Below are 822 nucleotides of genomic sequence, written 5' to 3'. Positions count from 1 at the left end.
CCGCCACGCGGTCCCGGTTCTCGGACGCGATCCGGTCCAGCCCCTCGTCCTTCGGCCGGTCGCCGTGGGCGGGCACATCGACCGCCACCACCGCGAAACCGCGGTCGGCCACAAAGCGACGGGCGCGGAACAGGACGCCAGGGGCCTTCTTGTGCCGGCCGCCGCCGTGCCCGATCAGAATCAGGGGACGCGTACCGGTGGCGCCTTCCGGCGTCCACAGCACACCGGGGATCTCACCGAGGGTGAAGAGCTGCTCGGACACGCCGTCGGACGACGTGCGAGAGGTGAAGCGCATGGCGTTGCAAGCCTTTCGGGATGCCTCTGCGGGCACTCCCTAAGCCGCGCACGGGAGGGAGCCCCGACCTGTCACAGCGTGGATCGGACTCACCTCCTCGGTATGCGGGAACGCACAACGGCACCGAACCTAGCAGGCGGGGCCGCCACTAGGGCAGGAATTCCTCGAACTCCTGGACCACGACGCGCCAGGGCGACGAAGGGCCCTCGGGAACGCACAGAAAGACCGCCTCGCCCGTCACGGCCGTGGCCACGGGTATCAGCTCCCCGGGGCCGCCGCCCACCGCAGCCCACTGACGCGGGAAACGGGCGCGCACGGCGTCGACGCAGATGTCGCGGGACGTGGGTCCGCCGAAGCGGAGACGGTCGTAGGCCGTGAACGCCGGTTCCAGGGCGTCGAGCTCGTCGACCAGGGCGTGCAGCCGCTCCGACCACCGCACCGAACCGGCGTCCGGCTCGTCCACCGCGGCGCCGATCGCAGCCGTCAACCGGTCCTTCCGACGGATGGTGGCCGGGGTCACCGAGTGC

General features: G+C 71.4%; 2 protein-coding genes. Both read right to left on the bottom strand.

Annotated features, from left to right (window positions below; genetic code table 11):
- Positions 1–295 (bottom strand): alpha/beta hydrolase family protein (locus tag LPA54_RS33450; protein WP_368857879.1); only part of this gene is annotated, 295 nt, incomplete at its 3' end.
- 148 nt (positions 296–443) lie between these two features.
- A partial coding sequence (locus LPA54_RS33445; protein WP_228984479.1) for a DUF6058 family natural product biosynthesis protein occupies positions 444–822 on the bottom strand: 379 nt, incomplete at its 5' end.

This window comes from Streptomyces sp. DH12, assembly GCF_020873895.1.
Classification (GTDB): Bacteria; Actinomycetota; Actinomycetes; order Streptomycetales; family Streptomycetaceae; genus Streptomyces.
The sequence above is the reverse complement of the archived record's forward strand: the minus strand, read 5'-3'. Positions and strand labels throughout refer to the sequence as shown.